Origin of the sequence: Ferrovibrio sp. (genome assembly GCF_964218355.1) — a bacterium.
Classification (GTDB): domain Bacteria; phylum Pseudomonadota; class Alphaproteobacteria; order Ferrovibrionales; family Ferrovibrionaceae; genus Ferrovibrio.
In genome coordinates, this window is sequence record NZ_CAXPMC010000004.1 from 16,434 (window position 1) to 35,594 (window position 19,161).

Annotated in this window: 16 protein-coding genes; 6 read left to right on the forward strand and 10 right to left on the reverse strand. The window is 69.0% G+C overall.

Going from position 1 to position 19,161, the window contains the following annotated elements; genetic code table 11:
- Positions 1-18 precede the first annotated feature (18 nt).
- The 3 genes from ACEQZY_RS01325 to rsmD are packed head-to-tail and all read left to right on the forward strand — an operon-like array spanning position 19 to position 2,164.
- Positions 19-753: a gamma-glutamyl-gamma-aminobutyrate hydrolase family protein gene (locus ACEQZY_RS01325; protein ID WP_370151755.1), complete on the forward strand. Its 735-nt coding sequence runs from the start codon at positions 19-21 to the stop codon at positions 751-753.
- A complete protein-coding gene (locus ACEQZY_RS01330; RefSeq protein ID WP_370151757.1) occupies positions 750-1,592 on the forward strand; it encodes a pseudouridine synthase in 843 nt (280 codons plus the stop codon). Before ACEQZY_RS01325 ends, ACEQZY_RS01330 begins: the two co-directional genes overlap by 4 nt.
- Complete coding sequence (gene rsmD / locus ACEQZY_RS01335; RefSeq protein WP_370151760.1) at positions 1,589-2,164, forward strand: 16S rRNA (guanine(966)-N(2))-methyltransferase RsmD; 576 nt, start codon at positions 1,589-1,591, stop codon at positions 2,162-2,164. Before ACEQZY_RS01330 ends, rsmD begins: the two co-directional genes overlap by 4 nt.
- Positions 2,165-2,436: 272 nt before the next feature.
- Here the strand turns inward: rsmD and mutL are convergent, their stop codons facing one another.
- The 7 genes from mutL to ileS all read right to left on the reverse strand — a co-directional run bounded on the left by mutL (position 2,437) and on the right by ileS (position 13,601).
- The gene (mutL, locus tag ACEQZY_RS01340) at positions 2,437-4,323 is read right to left on the reverse strand and encodes a DNA mismatch repair endonuclease MutL (protein ID WP_370151762.1); all 1,887 of its coding nucleotides are present in this window, start codon (positions 4,321-4,323) and stop codon (positions 2,437-2,439) included.
- A 7-nt stretch (positions 4,324-4,330) separates the two neighbouring features.
- Entirely contained in the window at positions 4,331-5,662 is a 1,332-nt protein-coding gene (locus ACEQZY_RS01345; RefSeq protein WP_370151765.1) for a M16 family metallopeptidase, read from the reverse strand.
- Positions 5,663-5,674: 12 nt separating this feature from the next.
- The gene (locus ACEQZY_RS01350; protein ID WP_370151768.1) at positions 5,675-7,018 is read right to left on the reverse strand and encodes a M16 family metallopeptidase; all 1,344 of its coding nucleotides are present in this window, start codon (positions 7,016-7,018) and stop codon (positions 5,675-5,677) included.
- A 43-nt stretch (positions 7,019-7,061) separates the two neighbouring features.
- A complete protein-coding gene (locus ACEQZY_RS01355) occupies positions 7,062-7,643 on the reverse strand; it encodes a DUF3035 domain-containing protein (RefSeq protein WP_370151769.1) in 582 nt (193 codons plus the stop codon).
- Between the two features lie 146 nt (positions 7,644-7,789).
- Positions 7,790-10,093, reverse strand: coding sequence for an ATP-binding protein (locus ACEQZY_RS01360; RefSeq protein ID WP_341704406.1), 2,304 nt, complete (start codon positions 10,091-10,093; stop codon positions 7,790-7,792).
- Positions 10,094-10,293: 200 nt separating this feature from the next.
- The gene (lspA, locus tag ACEQZY_RS01365; protein ID WP_370151772.1) at positions 10,294-10,812 is read right to left on the reverse strand and encodes a signal peptidase II; all 519 of its coding nucleotides are present in this window, start codon (positions 10,810-10,812) and stop codon (positions 10,294-10,296) included.
- Positions 10,782-13,601: an isoleucine--tRNA ligase gene (gene ileS, locus ACEQZY_RS01370; RefSeq protein ID WP_370151774.1), complete on the reverse strand. Its 2,820-nt coding sequence runs from the start codon at positions 13,599-13,601 to the stop codon at positions 10,782-10,784. Before ileS ends, lspA begins: the two co-directional genes overlap by 31 nt.
- 209 nt (positions 13,602-13,810) lie before the next feature.
- On the opposite strand from ileS, the gene ACEQZY_RS01375 reads away from it, so the two are divergent.
- Both ACEQZY_RS01375 and ACEQZY_RS01380 read left to right on the forward strand, forming a co-directional pair.
- Positions 13,811-14,695, forward strand: a complete 885-nt coding sequence (locus ACEQZY_RS01375) for a CoA ester lyase (protein WP_370151777.1) — start codon at positions 13,811-13,813, stop codon at positions 14,693-14,695.
- A 135-nt stretch (positions 14,696-14,830) separates the two neighbouring features.
- Entirely contained in the window at positions 14,831-15,592 is a 762-nt protein-coding gene (locus ACEQZY_RS01380) for an isoprenylcysteine carboxylmethyltransferase family protein (protein WP_370151780.1), read from the forward strand.
- Here the strand turns inward: ACEQZY_RS01380 and ACEQZY_RS01385 are convergent.
- Positions 15,589-16,515, reverse strand: coding sequence for a bifunctional riboflavin kinase/FAD synthetase (locus tag ACEQZY_RS01385; RefSeq protein ID WP_370151781.1), 927 nt, complete (start codon positions 16,513-16,515; stop codon positions 15,589-15,591). The genes ACEQZY_RS01380 and ACEQZY_RS01385 overlap by 4 nt on opposite strands.
- Before the next feature lie 21 nt (positions 16,516-16,536).
- The gene (locus ACEQZY_RS01390; RefSeq protein ID WP_341704412.1) at positions 16,537-16,980 is read right to left on the reverse strand and encodes a MaoC family dehydratase; all 444 of its coding nucleotides are present in this window, start codon (positions 16,978-16,980) and stop codon (positions 16,537-16,539) included.
- Between the two features lie 123 nt (positions 16,981-17,103).
- Between ACEQZY_RS01390 and ACEQZY_RS01395 the strand changes: the two genes are divergently transcribed.
- Positions 17,104-17,910 (forward strand): HAD-IIB family hydrolase, encoded by an 807-nt coding sequence (locus tag ACEQZY_RS01395; RefSeq protein ID WP_370151783.1) that lies wholly within the window; start codon positions 17,104-17,106, stop codon positions 17,908-17,910.
- A 7-nt stretch (positions 17,911-17,917) separates the two neighbouring features.
- On the opposite strand, the gene ACEQZY_RS01400 is transcribed toward ACEQZY_RS01395, so the two are convergent.
- Positions 17,918-19,045 carry an EAL domain-containing protein gene (locus tag ACEQZY_RS01400; protein ID WP_341704414.1) on the reverse strand — a complete coding sequence of 376 codons (1,128 nt, stop codon included), beginning with the start codon at positions 19,043-19,045 and terminating at the stop codon, positions 17,918-17,920.
- Positions 19,046-19,161 lie beyond the last annotated feature (116 nt).

Sequence of the window (19,161 nt, forward strand, 5' to 3'; positions counted from 1 at the left end):
CTGCGCCTATAAGGGGCTATGCGCAACCCCGCCCCGCCCGCCGCCGCGCCCCTGATCGGCATCACCCTCGACTCGGAAGAGCCCGGCGGCTATTCGAAATTCCCCTGGTATGCCCTGCGGCAGAATTACTGCTCGGCGGTGACGGCGGCCGGCGGCATCCCGCTGGTGCTGCCGCATGAGCCCGGCGCCGTGCCCGCCTATCTCGACCTGCTCGACGGCCTCGTGGTGACCGGCGGCAATTTCGATGTCGACCCGGCCCTGTTCGGCGCCACCGAGAAGCACGGCACGGTGAAGACCAAATCCGCCCGCACCGATTTCGAATGGGCGATCACCCGCGGCATGCTCGACCGCGACAAACCGGTCTTCGGCATCTGCGGCGGCCAGCAGCTGCTGAACGTGGTGCTGGGCGGCAGCCTGATCCAGCATATCCCCGATGCGGTGGCCGATGCCCTGCCGCACGAGCAGCCCAATCCGCGCGACCAGGCCGGCCATACGGTCGCCATCGCCGCCGGCACCAGGCTGCATGCCATCACCGGCGCCGCCGAGCTGCCGGTCAATTCCGCCCATCACCAGGCCGTCGACCGGGTCGCCCCCGGCGCGGTGACCGATGCGGTGGCGCCCGACGGCGTGATCGAGGGCATCGAGCATCCGGGCTACCGCTTCTGCATCGGCGTGCAGTGGCATCCGGAATTCTTCATCAGCGAGGGCGACCGCAAGCTGTTTGCCGCCTTCATCGAGGCCTGCCGCCGATGACCGACGAAACCGCACCCGGCGAAAAGGGCGAGCGCATCGCCAAGCGGCTGGCCCGGGCCGGCATCTGCTCGCGCCGCGATGCCGAACGCTGGATCGAGGAAGGCCGCGTTTCGGTCAACGGCAAGAAACTCGCCACCCCCGCCTTCCTGGTCGGCCCCGGCGACCGCATCGTGGTCGATGGCAAGCCGGTGGCCGCCGCCGAGAAGACCCGGCTGTGGCTGTATCACAAGCCGCGCGGCCTGATGACCACCCACCGCGACCCGGAAGGGCGGCCGACGGTGTTCGAGAAGCTGCCGAAGGAGATGCCGCGCGTCATCTCGGTCGGCCGGCTGGATTACAATTCCGAAGGCCTGCTGCTGCTGACCAACGATGGCGCGCTGGCCCGCAAGCTGGAACTGCCGGCCACCGGCTGGCTGCGGCGCTACCGCGTGCGCGTCTACGGCCATCCCACCGACGAGACGCTGGCGGTGCTGCAGAAGGGTGTCAGCGTCGATGGCGTCGCCTATGGCCCGATCCATGCCAGCGTGGAGAAGGCCCAGGGCGACAATACCTGGCTGGTCGTCAGTCTGCGCGAGGGCAAGAACCGCGAGGTGCGCCGGGTGATGGAGCATCTCGGCCACCAGGTCAGCCGGCTGATCCGCGTCGCCTACGGCCCCTTCCAGCTCGGCACCCTGCCGCCCGAGGGCGTGAAGGAAATCCCCGGCAAGATCGTCGCCGAGCAGACCGGCGACGCCATCACCGCCGGCCGCACCGGCGCCAGGCCGAAAAAGCCCGGCGGCTGGGCCAAGGCGGCGCCGAAACCGAAACGCGGCCAGAAGCCGGCGGCCAGGAAAAAATGAGAATCGTCGGCGGCAGCCATCGCGGCCGGCCCCTGATCGCCCCGCCCGACCGCACCACCCGGCCCACGACTGACCGGGTGCGCGAAGCCCTGTTCAACATGCTGCTGCATTCGCCGAGCCTGATGACCGACGAAGGCAAGTCGCGGCTGGAGGCCGGCATCGTGCTGGACCCCTTCGCCGGTTCCGGGGCACTGGCTTTCGAGGCCCTGTCGCGCGGCGCCCTGCATGCGCATCTGTTCGAGATCGACCCGGCGGCACGGCGGGTGATCCTGCGCAATGCCGCCGATCTCGGCTTCGGCCCGCAGATCACCCTGCGCGGCGCCGATGCCCGCAATCCCGGCAAGCCGGTGGAACCCGCCAGCCTGGTCTTCCTCGATCCGCCCTACCGCTCCGGCCTCGGCACCCCGGTGCTGGCCGGGCTGGACCGCGAGGGCTGGCTGCGGCCGGACGCCCTGGTGATGGTCGAGACGGATGCCAAGGGCAGCTTTGCCATCCCGCCCGGCTTCGCCCTGCTGGAGGAACGCCAGCAGGGGCCGGCGCGGCTGACCTTCCTGCTGAAACAGCCGGCCTGACCGGCCAGTCCGGGCCAATTCAGGCCCATGGACACCAAGCGGCGCCAATCGGAGCCGGTTCCGGCCAACGGAACGCCAATCCGCGCCGATCCCGGCCGGTAAAATCCCGTTCAGGCCATAGGAATTCGCGGATAACCGGGATAAAAGCCAATTCGGTCCCGCTTCCCGGCGGATTCGCCTTCCTGCAGATTCACGATGTCCGACAGCGGCCGGCGGCCTGGCCGCCGGATCGGAACAATATAGGAACATATTGTGAGGAAACAAGCCCCGGCTCAGCGCCGGCCGAACAGCTTCTCGATATCGGCCAGCCGCAGTTCGACATAGGTCGGGCGGCCGTGGTTGCACTGGCCGGAATGGGGGGTCGCCTCCATCTGGCGCAGCAGCGCGTTCATCTCGTCGAGCGTCAGCCGGCGGCCGGCCCGCACGCTGCCATGGCAGGCCATGGTGCCGCAGACATCCTCCAGCCGCGCCTTCAGTGGCTGCACGCTGTCGTATTCGGCCAGCGCATCGGCCAGATCGCGCACCAGCGTCTGCACGGCGACATCGCCGAGCAGGGCCGGCACCTCGCGCACCACCACGGCGCCGCCGCCGAAGCCTTCCAGCACCAGGCCGAGTTCGGCCAGTTCGTCGCTGCGCGCGGCCAGCCGCGCGGCCTCGGCCTCGCTGAGATCCACCACCTCGGGCAGCAGCAGCGCCTGGCGCGGCACCCGGCCGCCCTCCAGATGCTGTTTCATGCGTTCGTAGACCAGCCGCTCATGGGCGGCATGCTGGTCGACGATGACGATGCCGTCCGCCGTCTGCGCCACGATATAGGTCTCGTGCAGCTGGGCGCGGGCGGCACCGAGCGGATAGGCCTGCAAAGGCACCGGCGCCGGCATGTCGTCCCGCGCGTCGCTGCCGCGCGCACCGGGCGGCAGTTCGTCGCCGTCTGCCGGGAAATCGCCCGAGAAATCCCCTTGCGGTGCGTTATAGAGCGCGGCGGCCTCGGCCAGCCCCGGCACCGATGCCGGCCGCAGATTGTCGTAGCCGCGCCAGCGGCTGCCGCCGCCGAAGGGCAGGTTGAGGTTGGGTGCAGTCTGGGGTTTCAGCGCGCCCAGCGCCGCCTGCGCCACCGTGGTGCTGGCGCGGTGGCCGGCCTCGGCCAGCGCATGGCGCAGGGCACCGACGATCAGGCCGCGCACCAGTCCGGCATCGCGGAAGCGCACCTCCGCCTTGGCCGGATGCACGTTCACGTCGACCTGGTCGGCCGGCACATCGAGAAACAGCGCTGCCACCGGATGCCGGTCATGCGACAGGAAATCGGCATAGGCGCCCTTCACCGCACCGACGAACAGCTTGTCGCGCACCGGCCGGCCGTTGACGAAGAGATACTGGTGCTGGGCATTGCCGCGGTTGTAGGTGGGCAGGCCGGCATGGCCGGTCAGGCGGATGCCTTCGCGCTCGGCCGCGATCGGCAGCGCGTTGTCGGCGAAATCGCGCCCCAGGATCTGTTCCAGCCGCGCCAGCCGGCGGTCGGCCAAGTCCGCCTGCATCAGATCGGGCGCGATGGCGCCGGCGCGGAACGACACCCGGCCGTCCTGCTGCAGGGTGAAGGCGATATCGGGATGCGCCATGGCCAGCCGGCGCACGATCTCCTGCACGGCCAGTTCTTCCGACCGGTCGGATTTGAGGAATTTCAGCCGCGCCGGCACGGCATAGAAAAGATCGCGCACCTCGATGCGGGTGCCGGGCCCGGCGGCGGCCGGCTTCACGGTGCCGACGCGGCCGGCATCCACCTCGATGCTGTGGGCGGTGCCGTCATCGGCGCGCCGGCTGGTGATGGTCATGCGGCCGACGGCGCCGATGGACGGCAGCGCCTCGCCGCGGAAGCCGAGCCAGCGGATATCCAGCAGGTCGTCGGAAGGCAGCTTGGAGGTCGCATGGCGCTCGACCGCGACCGGCAGTTCGTCAGGCCCCATGCCGCGGCCGTCATCGGCGACGCTGATCAGGTTGCGGCCACCGCCGGCAATGGCGATGTCGATCCTCGTGGCACCGGCATCGATGGCATTCTCGACCAGCTCCTTGATGGCGCTGGCCGGCCGCTCGATCACCTCGCCGGCCGCAATCCGGTTGACCAGCGTCTCCGGCAGGCGGCGGATCGTGCTTGCGGTTCCGGTCATGCCGGCCTCAGCCGCCAAGGCCGGCCGGCTGGCCGACCACCACCACCAGCAGGCGGCCATCGCCAAACAGCCGCCGCGCCACCCGCTGCACGTCGTCGCGGGTGACGGCATTGATCAGGCCCGGATAGGCCTGGATGTAATCGGGCGGCAGGTCGGAGATGCGCATCGCCACCAGCATGCCGGCAATGGCGCTGTTGGAGGTCAGGCGCAGGGGGAACGAACCGGTCATGTAGGCCTTGGCATCGGCCAGTTCGTCTGCACCGACGCCGTCCTTCGCGATGCGGGCGAATTCGCCGCGCACCAGCGCCAGCGCCTCGCCGACCTGGGCATTGGCGGTGGCAAACGAGCCGGCGAACAGCGCACCGGCCTTGCGCGGGCTGAGCTGGACGCCGATGCCGTAGACCAGGCCGCGCTTTTCCCGCAGTTCCTCGAACAGCCGCGACGACATGCCGCCGCCGCCGAGAATCTGGTTCAGCACGCTGGCGGCATACCAGTCCGGATCGTCGCGCGGGATGCCGGGGCCACCGAACAGCACCTGGCTCTGCGGATTGGGATAGTCGATCACCACCGGCGCCGCGGCGGTCTGCGGCACCACCATCGGCGGCAGCGCCACGGCGGCACGGGCCGGCAGCTGGCCGAAGCTGGCATCCACCAGGGCGGCCAGTTCGCCCGGCTCGATATCGCCGACGGCGCCGATCACCAGATTGTCGCGCGCCAGCACGCCGCGGGCATAGGCCGCCATCGCCTCCGCGGTGATCTGCGGCAGGCTGTCGGCCGACGGCGACGACCGTCGGCCATAGGCATGGTCGCCCCAGGCGAGCTGCACGAAACGTTCGCCGGCCAGGGTGTTCGGATTGCTGCGGCTGCGCTGCCACGACACCAGCGCCTGCGCCTTCACCCGCGCCACCGGCTCGGCGTCGAAACGCGGCGCCGTCAGCGCCAGTTTCAGCAGCTCGAAGGCGCGGGCCCGGTTGGCGGTCAGGGTCTTCAGGTCGACGGTGACATAGTCGCGGTCGGCACCGAAGGCGAGCGAGACCGCCTGGTCGCGCAGGGCATTCTGGAAGGCATCGGCGGCAAGATCGCCGGCACCTTCGGTCAGCAGCTCGGCGGTCAGCGAGGCCAGTCCCTCCTGCCCCGCCGGATCGCTGGCCGAGCCGCCGCGCCAGGCCGCCTGCAGGGCGAGGATCGGGATCGCCGGTTCGCGCACCAGCCACACCTCGATGCCGGCGGCGGTGGTCACCTTCTCGATCTGCGGTGCCGCCAGGGCAGCGGCCGGCCCGGCGGCGGACACCAGCAGAAGCAGGAAACAGGCGAAGAAACGCGGAAGGGTCTGTCGCATCGGCCGCGATCCTCAGCTCTGGTCCCTGGGCAGCAGGCGGCCGGTGACCGAACGCCGCAGATCGAAGACCGCGCGCGCCGCCGCCAGCACCTGCTCGGCGGTGACGGCCTGCACCAGCCGCGGCCAGGCCTCGACATCCTCGACCGTCAGGCCGGTGGTCAGCGCCATGCCGAACAGCCGCGCCGCGCCGGTCAGGCTGTCGCGGGCATAGACGGCCTCGGCCAGCATCACCGATTTCGCCTGTGTCAGTTCTGCCGCCGTCACGCCATCCTGCAGCAGGGTGGCCAGCACCCGGTCCAGGGCGGCTTCCGCCTCGTCGAGGCTGCGGCCGGATTTCGGCGCGATGCCGAAGCCGAAACTGGTCGGGTCGAGCGACAGCGAGGAATACCAGCTGCCCGCCGAGGCGGCCGGGCCGTCGCCCTCGACCAGGGCCTTGTAGAGGCGGCCGGCCGGGGCATTGAGGATTTCGGCCAGCACCTCCAGCGGCAGGGCATGCTGCGTCTCGCCGGCCGAACGGCTGGGGGCCAGATAGCTGCGGCGCAGGCTTGGCTGCGCAACCCGGCCGTCGCGCATCACGATGCGGCGCTCGGCCAGCTGCGGCGGTTCCTGCACGCGGGCACGCGGCGGCACCGGCCGCATCGGGATCAGGCCGTAATACTTTTCCGCCAGCCGCTGCAGCTCGGCCGGCCCGACATCGCCGGCAACCACGAGGATGGCGTTGTTCGGCGCGTAATGACTGCGGTAGAAACTCATCGCGTCATCCAGGGTCAGCCGGCTGACCACATCGGGCCAGCCGATCACCGGGCGGCCATAGGGATGCGCCAGATACAGCGCCGCATCGAACTGTTCGGAAAACAGCGCCGAGGGGTTGTTGTCGGTGCGGCTGAGCCGTTCCTCCAGCACCACCTGCAGCTCGCGCTTCGCCTCGTCGGCCGGCGGCGAAAGCTGCACCATGCGCTCGGCTTCGATCTTCATCACCAGCTCCAGCCGGTCGCGGGCGATCAGCTGGTGATAGGCGGTGTAGTCCGACGAGGTGAAGGCGTTGTCGCGGCCGCCCTGGCGGGCGACGATCTTCGAGAATTCGCCCGGCGGCACCCCCGGCGTGCCCTTGAACATCAGGTGTTCGAGATAATGGGCGACGCCGCCCATATTCGGCGCCTCGTCGGCGGCACCGACCCGGTACCAGACCATATGCTGCACCACCGGCGCGCGGTGATCCTCGATCAGCACCACCTGCAGCCCGTTGCCGAGGCTGAATTCGGTGGGGCGGAAAACCTGCGCGCCGGCCGGGCCGGCGGCGATTGCGGCAAACACGGCCAGCAGCAGGGCCGCGACCGGATTCAGGACACGAAGCAAGACGGGGCCCTCCGTTCGGCGGAAGCCCGGCGCCGCCTGGGACTCAGAACAGCCCCTCGAGCGGACCGCGCTCCTTGCGCTTGATGGTCGGCACGGTGCCGGCGGTCGGCGGCTTGCCGGTGGCGGCATTCTCGCGCAGGCGCTGGGCCTCCTTGGCGGGATCGACCGCCAGGCCCGGATCCTCGGCCTTCTGCCAGAAGACCAGCCGGTCGACGAAGCTGCTGTCGCGCTCGGCCAGCTGGGTGAATTCGTCGTTGATCTTGCGGCGGATGTCCGGGTCCGGATTGGTGGCCCTGGCCTGCTGCAGCAGGGCGGCCTCGCCGCTGGACAGCGCGGCCGAGCCGGCGGCCGTGCCGGGCGCGGTGCCGGTCAGGCCCAGCGCGCTGCGGGCGCGGTCCTGGGCGGTGCGGTCCTGCGGGCGTGGGGCGCCGGGCTCGGGCGGCCGCAGGCCGAATTCCGGCGGCAGCGCCAGCGGCGCCTTGGTGACCACGGCGAACTCGTCGGGGGCCTTCTTGTTCAGGCCGAGCGCCTCGCGGGTGCTGTCGCAGCCGCCAAGCAGGGCCGGCACCGCCAGCATCGCCAGAACGGTAAGCAGGCGGCGGCCGGACGGGTTCGGTCGAACCATGGCGAAACGGTCCTTTCTCTCGGGACTGACTTTCAGGGCGGCGATTTTACCCCCGGGGGACCGCCCGGCACAAGGCTGCGGCCCTGCTCTGACACGGGGCCTGACACGGGCCTGGCACGGGGCCCGCAGCCGGGGCGGGAACAGGGTCAGGCCTGGTCGACCAGACCGGCCGGAAAGCGGAGCGTCGCCACCGTGCCCTGGCCCTCGTCGCTGTCGATTTCCAGCGTGCCGCCATGCAGTTCCATGAATTTCCGGCTGATCGTCAGGCCCAGTCCGGTGCCCTCGCTGCGCCGGCTGATGCTCGGATCGCCCTGCCAGAAGGGTTCGAAAATCCGGCCCAGATTGTCGCGCCGGATGCCGATGCCGGTATCGGTCACGGCGATCGCGACGCCGCCATCCGATTCGCGGCACCCGCCGATCCGCACCACCCCGCCCGGCGGCGTGAACTTGATCGCGTTGGACAGCAGGTTGAGCAGCACCTGCTTGACCGCCCGGGCATCCAGCCGGGCCGCCGGCAGGTCGGCCGGCAGCTCGTTGACCAGGCTGACGCCGCCCTCGCCCGCACGGCCCTTGACGATGGTCAGGCAGTCGTCGACCAGGCTTTGCAGCGGACCCTGCTGCAACTGCAGTTCGTAGCGGCCGGCCTCGATCTTCGACATGTCGAGAATGTCGTTGATCACGTTCAGCAGATGCCGGGCGCTGGTCACCACGTCGCCGGCATAGTCGAAATACTTCTCCGAGGACTCGCCCCACATGCGCAGCGTGATCACCTCGGCAAAGCCGATGATGGCATTCAGCGGCGTGCGCAGCTCGTGGCTCATGTTGGCGAGGAATTCCGACTTGGCCCGGTTGGCGGCCACGGCATGCTCGCGCTCGCGCGCATAGGAGGCGGCCAGCCGCTCGAGGTCCTCGGCCTGGCGGCGCAGCTGCAGGTTGGCCTCGTCCAGCGCCTGTTCGGCCAGCTTGCGCTCGGTGATGTCCAGCGCGATCGACAGGATGCCGGTGATCCGCCCGGCGCCGTCGCGCAGCGGCACCTTGCTTTTCAGTTCGGCCCGCAGCCGGTCGCCGGCCAGGTAGTAGACCAGCTCGCGGTTCAGCACCGAACGGCCGCTGGCCAGCAATTCGCGCTCCATCTCCTCCATGCCGGCGACAAAGGCCTTGCGGGAATCGGTGGCGACGCCGCCGATCTCCAGTTCGGAGAGGCGGCGGCCGATCAGCTGCTTGTCGCTGACCCCGAGGATGGCCAGCACGTTGCGGTTGGCAAGGATGTAGCGGCCATCGGGACCCTTCACACTGATCGGCGCGGGAATGGCATCGATCACGCTGCGCAGCAGGTCGCGGTTCTGGGCGACGGCGGCCTCCATCGCCACCCGGCCGCTGATGTCGGTGCCGGCGCCGCGATAGCCCTGGAAGCCGCCGCGGGCATCGAAGACCGGCACGCCGCTGATCGCATACTGCGCGCGGGCGCCGCCGGGCCCGGCCACCTCGAAGGTGAAGTCGCGGAAGGCGCGGCGCTGGGCGATGTCCTCGCGATGCGCCTGCCAGCGCGGGTCCTCGCGGGTGGCGGCATCCTGCAGCAGCTGCTGGTAGCCCAGCTCCGGCGACAGCGGGCCGGGATGCGAGCTGTGGGTCAGGCGCAGATCGGCATCGCGCTCCCAGAACCAGTCGGAGGCGGCGCTGGCGAAGTCGCGGAAGCGGGCCTCGGACTGCTGGCGCTGGCGCACCTCGCTGTCGCGTTCGGCCAGATAGGCGGCGCTGGTGCCGAGGATGTCGTTGACGCGCTGGGCCAGCAGGCCGAACTCGTCCTCGGCATGGGCCGGCGGCACCGCCACCCGGGTTTCCGCCGGGCGCCGCGGATTGATGCGTTCCAGCTGGCCGACCAGATCGAGCAGCGGCCGGGTGAGCGTGCGGTAGAACAGCACCGCCAGCACCAGCGCCAGCAGCGAGTTGCGCACCAGTCCGGTGCCGAACACCGTCCAGGCGCGGTTGACGATGCTGCGCGCCAGCAGCCGCCCATCGACCGAGACCCGCATCTCGCCGACCAGCTCGCGGTCGCGCTGGGCGTAGAGCGGCTGGACCAGCGTCTCGTCGCCGGCCGGCAGCAGGCTGCGCAGCCAGCCCGGGCCCTCGGCGCCGCGCAGGCGTTCCTGGCTGGCCATGCGGCGGCCGTAATTATCGTAGATTTCCGCCTTCCAGATCGGATTGTAGAGCAGCAGACCGCTGACCACCCGGGCCGCCAGCTGCTCGTCGAGCGCATAGGCGGCCTGCGACGCCGGCTCGTTCAGCATGTCCATCACCTGGGCAACGGTGGTCTGGCGCTGGTCGAGTTCGCTGCGGATATCGAGCAGCAGCTGGAACGCGCTGGACAGCAGGCCCAGCGCCAGCGCCGCCAGCACGGTGATCTTGACCTGTTTCGCCGATATCTGCTTGGCAAAGGAACGTCCGGGCACGGCAGGCTTCATGCCGCGGTCCCGTTCCGCTGCCGGCTGGCCGCGCCTGTCGCGTTCCCCCACAGACTCGCGCGACGGGATCCCTGCCGAGATCGAACCATCGGTCCCCCTCATGCGATCATGACGGGAATGCTGCCACTAATCCTCGGCCAGTGCAACGCAGGGGCGAAGACGGAGCGAAAAAGATAGACTGTCGGGATTCAGCCGCCCGCCCGGCTGGCCGGGCGGAAACCGTCGAGCAGCAGCAGGCCGACCCCGATCACAATCGCGCTATCGGCCAGGTTGAAGGCCGGCCAGTGCCAGCCGAAGGCATGCAGGTCGAGGAAATCGTAGACCGCGCCATGCCGCCAGCGGTCGATGATGTTGCCGAGCGCGCCGCCGATGATGATGCCGAGCGCCAGCCCGGCCAGCCGCGACGTGCCACGCCACAGCCAGACCAGCAGCCAGACCATCACCGCGGCCGCCACGCCGATCAGCAGCAGGCTGCGCATCTCGCTGTCATGCTGGAACAGGCCGAAGCTGACGCCGGTATTCCAGACCTGCACCAGGTTGAAGAAGCCGGTGACGCGGATCACCGGCGGCACCTGCTGCGCCATCAGGTCGAGAATCCAGACCTTGCTGAGCTGGTCGAGCACGGTCACCACCAGGGCGGCGGCCAGGCCCGCCAGCCTGATGCCCTGCCCGCGCATCAGGCCACCGCGGCGACGCAGCGCCGGCACAGGTCTTCGTGACCGGCGATCTGGCCGACTTCGGGCAGCACCTGCCAGCAGCGCTCGCATTTATGCCCCTCGGCCAGGCCGGGCTCGACGGCCACGCCCTTCGCCTCGTCGCTGCGATAGGCCTGCGCCGGCCCCTCGCCCTCGCGCAGCGTGATGCCCGAGGTGATGCAGATCTCGGCGAAATCGAGATCGACCAGCGCCGCAAGGTCCTCGCCGCCCACCCAGACCACCGGATGCGCCTGCAGGCTGGCACCGATGCGCTTCTCGGCACGCTCGATTTCCAGCGCGCCGGTCACCGCGCGGCGGACCCGGCGGACACGGTCCCAGCGGTCGCCCAGCGCATCGTTGCGCCATTCTTCCGGCAGCGTCGGGAACAGTTCGCGATGCACGCTGCCGTCCCCGGACGGGTGCCGGGCCAGCCAGGCTTCTTCCGCGGTGAAGCAGATGATCGGCGCCAGCCATTTCACCAGGCAGTCGAACAGGGCATCCAGCACGGTGCGGGTGGCGCGGCGGCGGTTGCTGTCGCGCGCATCGCAGTACAGCGCATCCTTGCGGATGTCGAAATAGAAGCCCGACAGGTCGACGGCGCAGAAATTGTACAGGGCCACATACATGCGGTGGAAATCGTAGCCGAGGCAGCTTTCGCGCACGACGACATCCAGTTCCGCCAGCCGGTGCAGCACCCAGCGCTCCAGCTCCGGCATCTCGTGATAGGGCAGCCTTTCGCTGTCCTCGAAGCCGGCCAGGTTGCCGAGCAGGTAGCGCAGCGTGTTGCGCAGGCGGCGATAGGCATCCACCTGGGCCTGGATGATCTTCGGCCCGACACTGAGATCCTCGTTGTAGTTCGCCGAGGCGACCCACAGGCGCAGGATATCGGCCCCCGACTGCTTGATGACGTCCTGCGGCTCGACCGAGTTGCCGAGCGACTTCGACATCTTGCGGCCCTTCTCGTCGAGCAGGAAGCCATGGGTCAGCACCGCGTCGTAAGGCGCGCGGCCGCGCGTGCCGCAGCTTTCCAGCAGCGAGGAGTGGAACCAGCCGCGATGCTGGTCGGAACCTTCCAGATACAGCGAGGCCGGCCATTTCAGGTCGGGCCGCTGTTCCAGCACGAAGGCATGGGTCGAACCGGAATCGAACCAGACATCGAGAATGTCGGTCACCATCCTCCAGTCGGCCGCGTTGTAGCGGTCGCCGAGAAAATCCTCCGGCTTCGCCGTGAACCAGGCATCGGCGCCGCCTTTCAGACAGGCCTGCACGATGCGTTCGTTGACCGCCTCGTCGCGCAGCAGCTCGCCGGTCTCCCTGTGCTCGAACACGGTGATCGGCACGCCCCAGGCGCGCTGGCGGCTGATCACCCAGTCCGGCCGCTGCTCGATCATCGCGTAGAGGCGGTTGCGCCCCTGCGGCGGATAGAACTCGGTCGCTTCGATCGCCGCCAGCGCCTTTTTCCGCAGGTCGTTGGTGGTCATCGAGATGAACCACTGCGGCGTGTTGCGGAAAATCAGCGGCGCCTTGGAGCGCCAGGAATGCGGATACTGGTGGCGCAGCCGGCCGCGGCCGAGCAGCGCGCCGGCCGCCGTCATCGCCTCGATCACGGCGAGATTGGCTCCGGCCTCCTTGCCGGCATCGTCCAGCACCCGCTGGCCGGCGAACAGCGGCACATGCGGGAAATAGCTGCCATCCTCGTCCACCGTGTGCGGCACCTCGATGCCGTTGGCGATGCCGAGCCCATAGTCGTCGGCGCCATGGCCCGGCGCGATATGCACGAAGCCGGTGCCCGCATCCATGGTGACGAAGTCGCCGGCCAGCACCGGCACGTCGTACTCATAACCCTGGCCGCGCAGCGGATGGGCGCAGACCGTGCCGAGCAGATCGGCGCCGGCCAGCACCGCCAGCTCGGTGACGCTTTCGATGGCGCAGGCCTTGACGATGCTCTCCACCAGGCCCTTCGCGACCACCACCTCGTCGCCCGGCTTTGCCAGCGATTTCTCGCCCACCGCATCGACGCGCAGCCGCACATAGGCGGCGTCCTGCGCCAGGGCGATGGCGCGGTTGGCCGGCAGGGTCCATGGCGTGGTGGTCCAGATCACGATGCTGGCGCCCTCCAGCGCCTTCACGCTCGCCTTCACCACCGGGAATTTCACGAAGACGGTATGCGAGGTATGCTCGTGATACTCGACCTCCGCTTCGGCCAGCGCCGTGCGTTCGACGATCGACCAGAGAACCGGCTTCGAGCCCTTGAACAGGCCGCCATTCATCAGGAATTTCTGGATCTCGCGGACGATCTGGGCCTCGGCGGCGAAGCTCATCGTCGTGTAGGGATTCTTCCAGTCGCCGATCACGCCGAGCCGCTTGAACTCCTCGCGCTGCACGCCGATCCAGTGCTCGGCGAAATCGCGGCATTCCTTGCGGAACTCGTCGATCGGCACATCGTCCTTGTTCTTGCCGGCGGCGCGGTATTTCTCCTCGATCTTCCATTCGATCGGCAGGCCGTGGCAGTCCCAGCCCGGCACGTAATTGGCGTCGTAACCCAGCATCTGCCGGGTGCGGTTGATGGTGTCCTTGAGGATCTTGTTCAGCGCATGACCCAGATGCAGGTTGCCGTTGGCATAGGGCGGGCCGTCATGCAGGACGAATTTCTCGCGGCCGGCGCTGTCCCGCCGCAGGGTCTCGTAGAGACCGATTTTCTCCCAGCGGGCGAGGATTTCCGGCTCCTTCGCCGGCAGGCCCGCTTTCATCGGAAATTCGGTGGCGGGCAGGAAAACGGTGGAACGGTAGTCCTTGGTCATCGGTTTACTCGGGGATGGCGCGCCCCGGACCGCCAGGCCGGCGTCGCAGAAGGCGCGGATTTCAGGGAAAAATCGTGGAAATCCCGGCCCTCAGGAGAGGACCGGGCCGCTAATTCGTGCCGGCGGCAGACCCCGGGATATGACGAATTGCCCAAGCATGGCGATGATTTATCATCCCGGTCCGACCCTGTCGAGTGAACCAGCCGCCCATGACCCGCCGTCCCGTCCATCTGCGCCGTTCCTGGCTGTTCCTGCCGGGCGCCAACCCCGCCATCCTGGAAGCCGGCGCCATAGCCGCAGCCGACGTGGCGATCCAGGAGCTGGAGGATTTCACCCCGCCGGAGCGCCGTCCCCAGGCCCGCCAGCAGGCCCCCGCCCTCTATCCGGCCTGGCGCGCCGCCGGCCGGGTGGCGGCCGTACGGATCAACCCGCTGGACGGCCCGGACGGCGCCGCCGACCTTGCCGCCGTGATGGCCGGCGTGCCCGACGTGGTGATGATGCCGAAGGTGACCGCACCCGCGCAGATCGCCCGGCTGGATGCCGCCATCGGCGACCACGAGGCGGCGCTCGGGCTCGAGCCTGGCAGCACCGAAATCGTGCCCAATATCGAAAGCGCGCGCGGCCTCGTCCATACCATCGCCATCGCGCAGGCCAGCCGGCGGGTCACCGCATGCCTGGTGGCCAGCGAGGACATGGTGGCCGATCTCGGCGCCGTGCGCAGCCGCGCGGCGACCGAACTGGCCTATGTGCGCCAGCGCTTCCTGATCGAGTGCCGGGCCGCCGATGTCGTCGCCATCGACTGCCCCTATACCTTCGGCGATGAGGCGGGCGCCGCGGCCGAGGCGCAGACGGCCCGCCGGCTGGGCTATACGGCGAAAGCTCTGGTGCGGCCGGCCCATGCCGGGGCGGTCAATGCCGCCTTCACGCCGGCCGCGGACGAAATCGGGCAGGCCCGGCGCATCGTTGCCGCCTTCAGCGCCGCACGCAGCCGCGGCGAGGACCGCGTCACGCTGGACGGGCATCTGGTGGAAATGCCCACCTATACGGGCGCCCAGCGCCTGCTGGCGCGGGCGGCAGAATTCGGGCTGGACTGACACAGGCGACCCGCAAAACACAGGCGGACCCCATGGACGGCTGCGACAGGCTGTCGCTGGCCGTCGGCGTCCACTGGCGCTAGCATCCGGGCGGCATTCCGCCCCCCAATCCGCCCCCAAGGCAAGGATTCACCGATGCGTCTCAAAGACAGACTGGCCCGGCACGGCGCTTTCGCTTTCCGCTGGCGCGGCCTCGGCCCGCTGGTTCTGCTGCCGGCAGCGATCCCCGCTTTGGTGGAATCCGTGCGGATCGAACTCTGGGCCGGCGAAACCTGGAACGACCTGTGGATGGCCGCCTGCCTGCTGCTGTCCTTTGCCGGCCTGGCGATCCGGGTGGCAACCGTCGGCTTCGTGCCCGCCGGCACCTCGGGGCGCAACACCAGCGGCCAGCGCGCCACCCGGCTGAATGTCACCGGCATGTATTCGGTGGTGCGCAACCCGCTCTATCTGGGCAACTTCATCATCCTGCTGGGCATCGTCCTGTCGCTGAAGGTCTGGTGGTTCGCCGCCGTCTTCGGCCTCGCCTATGCCCTCTATATCGAGCGCATCGTCATGGCCGAGGAAGACTTCCTTGCCGGCCGGTTCGGTGCCGGCTATGCCGCATGGACTGCCCGCACGCCCGCCTTCTGGCCGCGCTGGCGCAACTGGCGGAACCCCGACATGGCCTTTTCGCTGCGCACCGTACTGCGGCGGGAATATAACGGCTTTTTCTTCATCCTCCTCGCCTTCACGACGCTGGAGGCCTTCACCGACATGGCGATGGAAGGGCAGTCGCTGGATTTCTGGCTGGCCGACGACTGGACCTGGCCGGCGCTGTTCATGCTGGGCCTTGCCGTCCACTTCACCCTGCGCACCCTGAAGAAGCAGACGCGGCTTCTGCATATCGACGGCCGCTAGCCGCCCTGCAGCACCTTCTTCGCGTCGCGCACATCGGCGGCGATCTGCGTCTTCAGCGCCTCGGGACCTTCGTATTTCAGTTCCGGCCGCAGGAAGGCGTGGAATGCCACCCGCATCTCGCGGCCGTAAAGGTCGCCGCTGAAATCGAACAGGTAGACTTCCAGCTTCACGCCGGTCTGGTTCGCGAAGGTCGGGCGGATGCCCAGGCTGGCGACGCCGTCATGCAGACTGCCGTCGATCTCGCAGCGCACGGCATAGATGCCGAATTTCGGAATCTGGAAATCGGTCAGTGCCACATTGGCCGTCGGATAGCCCAGTTCGCGCCCGCGCTTGTCGCCATGCTCGACCGTGCCGGCAATTTCCCAGGGCCGGCCGAGAATGCGGTTCGCCTCGGCCAGCTCGCCCTTTTCCAGCAGGGCGCGCACGCGACTCGACGAATAGACCTCGCCATCCTGCTGGGCGGCGACCACGGTGACGCCGATATCATGCCGTGCGCAGAGCTCGCGCAGCATGGCGGTATCGCCGGCCCGCGCCTTGCCGAAGGTGAAATCGTAACCGACCACCACATGGCCGAGACCGAGGGCTTCGGCGAGGACATGGTCGACGAATTCCTCAGGAGACTGTCCGGCCAGTCGCGCATCGAAAGGCATCGCCAGCAGCGCGTCGATGCCGAGTTGTTCCAGGATCCGTGCCCTGGTCGACAGGGCATCCAGCCGGAATGGCGGCGAGGACGGCACGAAAAAGCGGCGCGGATGCGGCTCGAAGGTCATCACCAGCCGCGGGCGGTTCCGCTTTGCCGCCTCGGTGCAGACGGTGGCGACCAGCGCCCGGTGACCGAGATGCACGCCGTCGAAATTGCCGATCGCCGCCACTGCGCCACGCAGGGCGGGCGGAAAGCTTTCGGCGGATCGCAGCAGGCGCATGGTGGAAACCGGATGGTCGGCTTACTTCGCCTTCGCCCTGCGGCTGACCATCAGCACCGCCTCGCCGTCGATCACCACGGTGTCGCCGACCCGGCATTCGCAGGCGAATTTCACCCGGCGCTTCTCTTCGGTGATCTCGGCGATGGTCACCCTGGCGACCACGGTGTCGCCGATGCGCACCGGCGCCCTGAAGCGCAGGTCCTGCGACACGTAGATGCAGCCCGGGCCCGGCAGCCTGGTGCCGAACACGGTGCTGAGCAGCGCGGCGCCCAGCATGCCATGGGCGATGCGCCCCTTGAACGGCGATGCGGCCGCAAAGGCCTCGTCCATATGCACCGGGTTGGTGTCGCCCGACAGGTCGGCAAAGGCAATGATGTCGGCTTCGCTGACCGTCTTGGTATAGGTCTCGGACATGCCGACCTGCAGGTCTTCCAGGTAATAGCCGTGCAGGGCCTGAAACGTCATGCTGCGATCCTCGGAATGCCGCCCGTGCGGCTGCCGGGCAGGTCTTGCTGGTTGACGGACGGAATGGGCGCGGTGACTATACGGACCCCTCCCACCCCCGGCAAGCTTCCGCCCCTGCGACCTATGGCCGAGATTCGTCCGCTTTCCGACTTTCCAACCGGTGACCGTAGCGGCATCCGCTACATCCTGACCGATATCGACGACACGCTGACGACCCATGGACGGCTGACCGCCGCCGCCTATGCGGCGCTGGAGCGCCTGCAGGCCGCCGGCTTCCGCGTCATCCCGATCACCGGCCGGCCGGCCGGCTGGTGCGACATGATCGCCCGCTTCTGGCCGGTCGATGCCATTGTCGGCGAGAATGGCGCACTGGCGATGCGCTATGACCGCGATGCGCGGCGCATGCACCGCACATTCTTCCAGTCAGAAGCCGGGCGCGCGGCAGCACGCAGGAAGCTGGCGGCGCTGGCGGAAACCATCCTGCATGCGGTGCCCGGCACGGCACTGGCATCGGACCAGCAGTATCGCGAATGCGACCTTGCCATCGATTTCTGCGAGGACGTGCCGCCGCTGCCGCCCGCGGCCGTCGACCGCATCGTCGCACTGTTCGAACAGGCCGGCGCCACCGCCAAGGTCAGTTCGATCCACGTCAATGGCTGGTTCGGCGACTGGGACAAGCTGGTGATGACCCGGCGGCTGTTCGCCGAGGCCTGGGGCGTCGATCTCGACGCGGTGCGCGGGCAGGTGGTGTTCGCCGGCGACAGCCCGAATGACGCTCCGATGTTCGGCTTCTTCCCGCACAGCGTCGGCGTTGCCAATGTGCGGCCCTTCCTCGACCGCATCGCCACGCCACCCGCCTATGTCAGCGAAGGCGAAGGCGGCGCCGGTTTCGTCGAACTGGCTGCGGCGCTTCTGGCCGCGCGCCCCTGACGGATTTTCAGGCGGCCTTGGCCAGTTTGGGCACGCCGAACAGGTGGCCCTGGCCGAGCGGGAAGTCGAGATCGGCCAGCTTCAGCAGATGCGCCTCGGTCTCGACCTTGCTGAGCACCGGTACGATGCCGTGGCGTTCGCAGGCCTCGCGCAGATCCTCGGCGGCAATCGGCGCCTGCGCCATGCGCGCCGGGTCGCCCAGCAGGCCGGCATCGAATTTCATGAAGCGCACGCCGGCTTTCGCCAGCCCGGCGAAATCGGCGTCCAGCCGGGTCACGCCATCGACCGACAGCGCGAAGCCCAGCGCCGCCAGCCGGCTCAGCCGGTACATGCCGGCGCGATCGAGGTCGCGGATGCCGTCATGGGCGAATTCCAGCACGATATTGCCGGCCCGCTCGCGTTCGCGCTGCAGAAATTCGTAGAGCGGGTTGAAAGTCTCGATCCGCGCCAGCATGGCCGGCGAGAGATTGAGGAAGAAGGCCGCATTCCTGGCGCGGCTTTCCAGCTTGCGCACCAGCTGTACCGAGCGCAGCAGCATCAGTGCATCGAACTCGTCGCGCAGGCCCGACGCTTCCAGCGCCCCGATACATTCGGCAGCCTGGTATTCACGGCCGGCGGCGTCGCGCGGCCGCGCCAGCAGCTCGAAAAACTTGATGCGGCGCTGCGGCAGGCTGACGATCGGCTGCACATGCAGCTCGACCCGGTTGTTGTTCAGGGCATCGCGCACGGCGTCCAGCAGCAGGCCGTCATCGGCCGGGGCCGTCGCCTCGTCGGCATCCGCCTCCATCAGCTGTGCCGCCTGTTCATAGGATTGCACGGCCGAAGCGGAAACGACGCGCAGCTTCGGCTCGCTGCGCGGCACCGGCATCGCGGCCGCCGGCCGCATCTCCGGCAGCGGGCCGCGCATCGCCACCAGTTCCTCGCTGAGCGCATCGATCTCGGCCAGCAGGCGGGTCTGCAGCCGGCGGCGCTGCCAGCGCTCGCGGATCGTCCAGAACAGCAGCAGCAGGGCCAGTGCGATAATGCCCGGATGCTGGGCCGCCAAGCCGGGCACGAGGCGGGTGGCGCTGACCCCCAGCACGAGGGCGGCGAGAGACAGGGCGGCAAAGGTCAGCAGACCGGGCAAACTGGGCATGGCAGCCTCCCGCGCAGGGCGCGGCTGTGGATCACGGGGGCCGGCCGGCCGGGCGGCCCACTGGCCGGCACGGATGGCCGCGCTATAGTTAAGGCGCGGCTGCGTTAACGGAGGGT

Excerpts from the sequence above, each read along its gene's own strand:
- ACEQZY_RS01390 (WP_341704412.1), bottom strand. The coding sequence starts at position 16,980 with ATGACGTTTCAGGCCCTGCACGGCTATTACCTGGAAGACCTGCAGGTC.
- rsmD (WP_370151760.1), top strand. The coding sequence starts at position 1,589 with ATGAGAATCGTCGGCGGCAGCCATCGCGGCCGGCCCCTGATCGCCCCG.
- ACEQZY_RS01385 (WP_370151781.1), bottom strand. The coding sequence starts at position 16,515 with ATGCGCCTGCTGCGATCCGCCGAAAGCTTTCCGCCCGCCCTGCGTGGC.
- ACEQZY_RS01325 (WP_370151755.1), top strand. The coding sequence starts at position 19 with ATGCGCAACCCCGCCCCGCCCGCCGCCGCGCCCCTGATCGGCATCACC.
- ACEQZY_RS01400 (WP_341704414.1), bottom strand. The coding sequence starts at position 19,045 with ATGCCCAGTTTGCCCGGTCTGCTGACCTTTGCCGCCCTGTCTCTCGCC.
- ACEQZY_RS01355 (WP_370151769.1), bottom strand. The coding sequence starts at position 7,643 with ATGGTTCGACCGAACCCGTCCGGCCGCCGCCTGCTTACCGTTCTGGCG.
- ACEQZY_RS01330 (WP_370151757.1), top strand. The coding sequence starts at position 750 with ATGACCGACGAAACCGCACCCGGCGAAAAGGGCGAGCGCATCGCCAAG.
- ACEQZY_RS01395 (WP_370151783.1), top strand. The coding sequence starts at position 17,104 with ATGGCCGAGATTCGTCCGCTTTCCGACTTTCCAACCGGTGACCGTAGC.
- ileS (WP_370151774.1), bottom strand. The coding sequence starts at position 13,601 with ATGACCAAGGACTACCGTTCCACCGTTTTCCTGCCCGCCACCGAATTT.
- mutL (WP_370151762.1), bottom strand. The coding sequence starts at position 4,323 with ATGACCGGAACCGCAAGCACGATCCGCCGCCTGCCGGAGACGCTGGTC.
- ACEQZY_RS01345 (WP_370151765.1), bottom strand. The coding sequence starts at position 5,662 with ATGCGACAGACCCTTCCGCGTTTCTTCGCCTGTTTCCTGCTTCTGCTG.
- ACEQZY_RS01380 (WP_370151780.1), top strand. The coding sequence starts at position 14,831 with ATGCGTCTCAAAGACAGACTGGCCCGGCACGGCGCTTTCGCTTTCCGC.
- ACEQZY_RS01375 (WP_370151777.1), top strand. The coding sequence starts at position 13,811 with ATGACCCGCCGTCCCGTCCATCTGCGCCGTTCCTGGCTGTTCCTGCCG.